Raw genomic sequence first — 5,791 nt, forward strand, 5'->3', positions numbered from 1 at the left:
CCATTACAACACCAAGCGCCCGCACTCATCACTGGGGTATCGCCCGCCAGCTCCCGAGGCCATCCAGTGGCCGGCTTTGCCATCCGGAGCAGCTTCGCCGGCCACCCCAGCTGTAGCGCCAAGACCCGTAATGCACTAAGACTGAAACCGGACCACCCGATAGGGGCAGGCCACTATTTTTTCTTTTATCTCATCAGCCACTTTTTGCACATTCTCGCTGTCAGCGACATTGCATACCATCGGGAAGAACATATCATGCCCGCATCTTTCAGCGGTAATGTCTAGCTCCGTAGCATTCCGCGCCAGACCTACAACACGAACGCCGTTTTCTATGAGCCTATAGGACAGTGCCCGACCCAAGCCGGCACTTGCCCCTGTAACAACGGCAAGATGAACTTGGGGGTCGTTTGGCAAGAATATCTCCTATATTTAACCGCGCAAAAATAGAAATCATATCACCCACAATTGCAGGTGTTACCGTTGATATGTTAGAAGACTTGAGTATGATGCCAGATATCAGCAAGTATTGCTGTACAAGAGATGTGTGATTGTCCAGAAATTAGGTGTCTTTTCAATCTTTAGATGATATTTCAATGCAGAACGCAACTTATTGGCAATGTATAAGCCAAAAATAGCCTGGTGAAATTTTTTTTTTCATATGCCAATCTAGTTGAAAAGCCACCGAACGGGCAAATTAGGGTTCGCATAAATCGTAGCATTGCGCTGCTTTATGAACCTCGACAGTCCGCAGAGGACATGTCTTGCTGCACAGCCAAGCTTTGCATCACAAACTAACAGGAGGAAACATGGCAATCGGTACGGTAAAATGGTATAATGAGGCGAAAGGCTTTGGTTTTATTGCGCCTGATAATGGCAGCAAGGATGTTTTCGTTCATATCTCCGCCGTTGAGCGCGCAGGACTTGGAACGTTGACTGATGGCCAAAAGATCAATTTTGACGTCGAAACTGGCCGGGATAGACGCGAAAGCGCTGTGAACCTGTCACTTGCTAAATCATAGTCTCGTAAGAAGTTTGACTTTGGGGCGGCGTTCAACCCGTAAGCGTACAAGATGCGCCCGAGTTTGATAACTTCAGCAATAATGCGATTTTATAGGTCTGAATATCGTCATTGCTGACATTCAGATCCGTAGGAGGCTCATTTAAGTTCAGGGGCTTGCGGGTGGGTTGATGGGGCTTGAACTCAAGAGTGCATAAACCAGCAACGCCCATCCCGCGCCGCCCACCAGTCCGGCAACAGCATCCGTGAGATAATGAACACCCAAAGCGACGCGGGTCGTGCCTATCATTATGCAAGTTGCAATCGCAGTGCCCATGATCATCAGGCGCGTGGTTGTTTTCCGGGACATGCCCGCAAATGCCAGCGCGATGCTGATATAGACTACGCTGCCATTGAAGACGTGGCCACTCGGGAAGCTATTGCCATTTATGGACATGAGGTGCGGCACAATGGCAGGTCGCGGACGGCCAAAGCATTCCTTCAGCCAATATTCCAGAAGCATTCCACTGACGATTGCTGTCAGAACCACCAACACCTGACGATGACGGCGAAGCGTCAGCAAGATCGCCATCGCCATGATGGCCAAAAGATTGCGAACCGAAAATCCGCCTAAGGCGGTCATATCGCGAATTGCCACACTTAACCATGCCGGCCCGGATAGTGTCAGTGCTGGAGCGTCACGAAAGGCCAATAGGCTCCAGGCATCCAAGCGGGCGGTGTAGCCCATGACCATCAAAATTGCGGTACATGCAAAAGCTGTCCAGCACGTCAATGCAATGACCAGCAACCGATGGAAAGCGATGAGCTGGCCAAGTTTCCGTAGTGGGTTTTGAGGCGGGTATGCTCTCATAAATTTCTCGGGTTATAATGGTCTGTGCATGGGTGACCAATTTCCACATTTAAAATAAGGGCCGCATCAGTAATGATGCGGCCCTTATCAATTCATTAGTAGCTTTGAGTTCAGCGGATGGGGCGGGAAGGATCGGACCGCTCGTCGTCGATCTCGACTTCCGTGTGACGAACGCTGTCGGTCACCGTTTCCTGACGCGTATCGCTGGTTTTGCGCAGGCTAACTTCCTCAACGACACGCGCCTCTTTCGAGACGACCGCTTCCTCGACGTACTCCTCGGCTTCGACTGTCCGGTCACGGAACGCGGTATCGGCGTCGGTGACGGCCCGATCGACCGGGCGCCGTTCCAACTCGACGCGATCCTCACGCAAGTTCACCGTTTCACTCACAGGTTCCTCGACAGTGTAGGCCCGGACACGGACACGGCCGTGGCTGGTGTCCCGCTTGCCGACGCGCAGCCGCTCCTCAACGATCGGAATGCTCTCGTCGTCCGCTTGAGCGGAGGTATCGGCATAGCTGCCATCATCACTGACAGACGAACCCACGGTCCTGGCTTCGGTCGCATGGGGGCTGCCCTCATAGCCGCCCCAGCCTTCCGACCGCCAGCTCTCCTCGCGCTCCGCCAAATCGACAGTACCCTCGTCGTCTAGGATGTCGAGAACCTGATCGTAGTGTGCGGCCGTCAGACCCGTCACGGTAACGAGAACCCCACCGCGCGACAGCCCCTCGGCATAAGTGTAGCGGTCTTCGTCGGGAAAGAAGAAATCGCCGAGGCTATCCCAGAATCCCTTGTCTTCGGTCGTCGAGGTTCTCTGCTCAGTGGACTGGGTCGCACCCTCGACTGTTCTGATCTGCGTGCGCGATATCCCAAGCGCTTCAAGCCGCGATACGGCGTTCTGGGCATCGGCGTTCGTATCGAACAAGGCGGAGACGGACATGCTTCCGTTGAAAGTACCCGCTTCATTATCATAGGTCATCGTGAGTTTCCTCTTCGCTGATGATTTGACCCTCAGTCTGAGGGCCGAGATGGTCGATCACGGCGCGCTGACGCCGGATGGTGACCGGAATGTCGGAGGTTTCCCGGCGTTCGGTGCGGCGGACATGAATTTCCTCGCGCAGTACGAGCTGTCGCGTGATGACGATCCGCTCCTCGACCACGGGAATGATCGTCAGGTCCCCTTCAGTCACGATATCAGGGACGACGTCGATATCCCGCTCGATGGGGACCCGGACCACATCTATCTCGACGTCAGAGAAATCGACGGGCACAAGGCTGTCCACTGTCTCGGTGATTGTCGAGACCCTGACCCGGTCTGTCACCCTCTTCCGCTTTGTGACCGTCAGTTGCTCTTCCATGAGCGGGACGGTCTGCTCGGCTTGGTCCTGGTCGTGGTCAGACGTCATCACATCCCTCCGTGATGATCGACAACCTTGCCGTCCACGGTTCGTTCCGTTTTCAGGCGGGCAATATAAGTTAGTCTTTACTGCTCCCCTGCCGGGTCTGGACATGAGTCAAATCCGTATGGATGCCGGCAGCACGGACACCGCACCCGCCCAGACCGATCAGGGCAAAGGCTTCTGGGATAGCCTTTGGCGATCTCCTGATACCTGAGAAAGACCGCTACAGCTATGCCGAGGACCTGTCGCGTGGCGGCCAGCTTCTGACTGTATCGCGTGTCACCAACATGGAGTATGAGACGGTTCTCGACATTCTGGATGACGAAGGCACCGTGAACCTTGACGAGCGCGAGGCTAGCTGGCGCAGCGAAGGTTGGGGCGGCTACGAGGCCAGCACGTATGCAACTGGACATCCCACCACAACCGACCATTCCGCGGCATCCGCGGACGAGACGATCCCGGTCGTCGAGGAGAGATTGCGCGTCGGCAAACGCGACACCAGCCACGGCCGCGTCCGTGTCCGGGCCTATACGGTGGAGACACCGGTCAGCGAGATGGTTGAGCTGCGAGACGAGCATGTCGAGCTGGTACGGACCCCGGTCAATCGTCCCGCCAAGGTGGATGAGGACTACCGAGAGCGCTCGTTTGAGGCAGAAGAGCACCGGGAGGAAGCCGTCGTTTCGAAAGAAGCCCGCGTCGTAGAGGAAATTGGGTTGCGCAAAACTAGTGATACCCGTCAGGAAACGGTATCCGACACGGTACGCCACACCGAGGTCGAGGTGGACGACGAGCGTACGGCCGTGGAACGCCATGATCTGGATCGCAGCCGGAAGTGTTGCTGCTGATGGCCGGGGTTTAGCTCTCACCTCACCACTGAGACCACAAAACAAGAGGGCCGCGCTGGAGCGGCCCTGTTTGTATATCTGGTCCCCCCCCGCGACCTTTAGGACGCGGGGAACAGCTCCTCGGCCACGTGCATCATGTTGATGGGCTTGCTCAGCAGCGGCACCAGCGCATATTCGTCAGGGATGCTGGCCTTACTCTCGCTGCTTGCGAAGATGATAGGGATGCCTGCTGCCAACAGCTCATCGGCCAATGGGTAGACCATCTCTCTACCAATCCTGATGTTAAGGATGCCTCCGTCTGGTTGCGGCACCGCCTGGAGAAGCGCGTATCCATCCTCCAAAGTTGCAGCAGGGCCAATGACCACGCCCCCAAAGGCTTCTATCTGCGTGCAGATATCAAGGCTGAGAATGAATTCATCCTCCACCACAAGAATATGCCTTCCGGCAAGATCAGGTTTGTTCATCATCGGTCTCCGCAGCTTGCAGATATTGCAACAGTACGCTTCTACAAATGTTCCTGTGCAAAGGTGCCACCAGCCTCGCTCTGCAACTCATTACACACACCTTTCCCCCTTGGAGACCCGACTAAGTTCTAATCCGGTGTTCTTGGCCACACACGGAACCAGACCCTCACTGGGGATTTAATTATTTTCGGGACAGCGTCCCCACTTAAAAAGGATCATGCAATGGTACAGACCCCGCCTGTCACAACGAAACAGGATGTCGATGCAGCCGACAATATGTTAGGTTCTCACGAAGGAGGTGCTGCTAATCTGGCTGAGCGTGGGGCGGCGCTTGCCAATGCGGCTTTGGAGGTGAGCCATGAATATATAACTCCCCTCCGGGAGGCGGGACAAGGCTATGCTGAACGCCTGTATAAGGCAGGTGAGCAGCGCGCACAGGAAGCAGCCTTTTATGCGGAGCTCGGTTACGAGGAAACTAGGGACCTTGTTCGCAGCTACCCGGTCCAAGCTTTGGGGATTGCAGCAGGCGTAGGTGTTCTTCTGGGACTGCTGGTGGCGCGTCGCTGAACCAAACTGCCAATTTGTGTGTAGCAGCCCTGATCGGCAACGACTGCCTTACATAGGTCGATTACTATGATTTATAATGCCTCATTGGTGAGTTCTATTCTGAAACGCAATAAGCCATGATTTGCTGGGCTTTCGTGGATCGAGGAGTGCTGCCGTAGCATCGCACGCGGTTTCTGATCCCGGCAGAGTGTCGGCCAGCGCGCCGGATCGGCATCGAAACTGTCGAATTGATGCTGCAATTCGTCACTGCCGGCCGCGGGGTGAGTGTCCTGCCAGACTAGGGTCAGGACCCATTTATCCTGCGCGTTCGGCATGATTCAGGCTCCTCAAGGAGACCTGATCGATGAGCAACCTTTTCTGGCTGACCGACGCGCAGATGGCGCGGCTCCAGCCCTTCTTCCCTAAGAGCCATGGAAAGCCGCGCGTCGATGACCGGCGGGTGCTGAGCGGCATAATCTTCATCAACCGCAATGGCTTGCGTTGGCGCGATGCGCCAAAGGAGTATGGCCCGCCGAAGACCCTCTACAACCGGTGGAAGCGGTGGAGCGACAAGGGGGTATTTGCCCGGATGATGGCTGGGCTGGCCTCCGAGGCCGCCGTCCCGAAGACGGTGATGATCGACGCGACCTATCTCAAGGCGCATCGCACG

At 55.7% G+C, this 5,791-nt stretch carries 10 protein-coding genes and 1 pseudogene; 5 read left to right on the forward strand and 6 right to left on the reverse strand.

Going from position 1 to position 5,791, the window contains the following annotated elements:
- Positions 1-139: pseudogene (locus tag FHD67_RS19670) on the forward strand (IS3 family transposase); the annotation flags it as partial.
- Here FHD67_RS19670 and FHD67_RS21260 read toward each other — a convergent pair.
- The gene (locus FHD67_RS21260) at positions 136-414 is read right to left on the reverse strand and encodes an SDR family NAD(P)-dependent oxidoreductase (RefSeq protein ID WP_176695225.1); all 279 of its coding nucleotides are present in this window, start codon (positions 412-414) and stop codon (positions 136-138) included. The pseudogene FHD67_RS19670 and the gene FHD67_RS21260 sit on opposite strands and share 4 nt — an antisense overlap.
- Positions 415-806: 392 nt before the next feature.
- Here FHD67_RS21260 and FHD67_RS19680 point away from each other — a divergent pair, with 392 nt between their 5' ends.
- Entirely contained in the window at positions 807-1,019 is a 213-nt protein-coding gene (locus tag FHD67_RS19680; protein ID WP_084697617.1) for a cold-shock protein, read from the forward strand.
- A 147-nt stretch (positions 1,020-1,166) separates the two neighbouring features.
- Here the strand turns inward: FHD67_RS19680 and FHD67_RS19685 are convergent, their stop codons facing one another.
- The 3 genes from FHD67_RS19685 to FHD67_RS19695 form a co-directional block, all read right to left on the reverse strand.
- On the reverse strand, positions 1,167-1,745 hold the full coding sequence (locus FHD67_RS19685; protein ID WP_176695226.1) for a phosphatase PAP2 family protein: 579 nt from the start codon (positions 1,743-1,745) through the stop codon (positions 1,167-1,169).
- A 233-nt stretch (positions 1,746-1,978) separates the two neighbouring features.
- Entirely contained in the window at positions 1,979-2,845 is an 867-nt protein-coding gene (locus FHD67_RS19690; RefSeq protein ID WP_139599787.1) for a YsnF/AvaK domain-containing protein, read from the reverse strand.
- The gene (locus FHD67_RS19695; protein ID WP_176695227.1) at positions 2,835-3,272 is read right to left on the reverse strand and encodes a YsnF/AvaK domain-containing protein; all 438 of its coding nucleotides are present in this window, start codon (positions 3,270-3,272) and stop codon (positions 2,835-2,837) included. The genes FHD67_RS19690 and FHD67_RS19695 overlap by 11 nt, the downstream gene beginning before the upstream one ends.
- Positions 3,273-3,553: 281 nt before the next feature.
- Between FHD67_RS19695 and FHD67_RS19700 the strand changes: the two genes are divergently transcribed.
- Positions 3,554-4,111 carry a YsnF/AvaK domain-containing protein gene (locus FHD67_RS19700; RefSeq protein ID WP_218062367.1) on the forward strand — a complete coding sequence of 186 codons (558 nt, stop codon included), beginning with the start codon at positions 3,554-3,556 and terminating at the stop codon, positions 4,109-4,111.
- Between the two features lie 98 nt (positions 4,112-4,209).
- Here the strand turns inward: FHD67_RS19700 and FHD67_RS19705 are convergent, their stop codons facing one another.
- A complete protein-coding gene (locus FHD67_RS19705; RefSeq protein ID WP_045983855.1) occupies positions 4,210-4,578 on the reverse strand; it encodes a response regulator in 369 nt (122 codons plus the stop codon).
- Positions 4,579-4,797: 219 nt separating this feature from the next.
- On the opposite strand from FHD67_RS19705, the gene FHD67_RS19710 reads away from it, so the two are divergent.
- A complete protein-coding gene (locus tag FHD67_RS19710) occupies positions 4,798-5,142 on the forward strand; it encodes a glycine zipper domain-containing protein (protein ID WP_139599789.1) in 345 nt (114 codons plus the stop codon).
- A gap of 71 nt (positions 5,143-5,213) precedes the next feature.
- On the opposite strand, the gene FHD67_RS19715 is transcribed toward FHD67_RS19710, so the two are convergent.
- Positions 5,214-5,456, reverse strand: a complete 243-nt coding sequence (locus tag FHD67_RS19715) for a hypothetical protein (protein WP_139599790.1) — start codon at positions 5,454-5,456, stop codon at positions 5,214-5,216.
- Positions 5,457-5,485: 29 nt separating this feature from the next.
- Between FHD67_RS19715 and FHD67_RS19720 the strand changes: the two genes are divergently transcribed.
- On the forward strand, positions 5,486-5,791 hold a 306-nt coding region (locus FHD67_RS19720), incomplete at its 3' end, for a transposase (RefSeq protein ID WP_139599791.1).

The organism is Paracoccus haeundaensis (assembly GCF_006239215.1).
Taxonomy (GTDB): Bacteria; Pseudomonadota; Alphaproteobacteria; order Rhodobacterales; family Rhodobacteraceae; genus Paracoccus; species Paracoccus marcusii.